Source organism: Alkalibacterium sp. s-m-28, from assembly GCF_054658175.1.
This window is the reverse complement of record NZ_BAAGIQ010000335.1, coordinates 1-319: the sequence shown is the minus strand read 5'-3', so window position 1 is coordinate 319 and position 319 is coordinate 1. Positions and strand designations below refer to the sequence as shown.

Here is a 319-nt window from a genome sequence, read left to right as displayed (position 1 = left end):
CAAGAAATCTTTGCGCTGATTGGCAATCTTCTCGTGCTTTTTGGCCACTTGAATGCGTGCTTTATTGCGGTTCTTACCGCCTTTTTGTTTGAGGGATAATGACCGTTGCGCCTTCTTCAGCTTCTTTGCGGACTTGTAAAGAGGTTTTGGATTTTTGTGCTTCTCAGTCTCCCCTAAATCATTGGTGGTGATCGCAAAATCCGAAATACCCAAATCAATCCCGATCTTCCGTTCAACTAATTGGGGCGTTTCGTCCGCTGATTCCACAAGAATGGATATAAAATATTTTCCCGATTTATTCATTGATATCGTACATGAT

1 protein-coding gene is annotated in these 319 nt (G+C 42.0%); it reads right to left on the bottom strand.

Going from position 1 to position 319, the window contains the following annotated elements:
* The coding region (locus tag ACYQ4S_RS12550; protein WP_459771512.1) for a transposase at nt 1-303 on the bottom strand (303 nt) is incomplete at its 3' end.
* Nucleotides 304-319 lie beyond the last annotated feature (16 nt).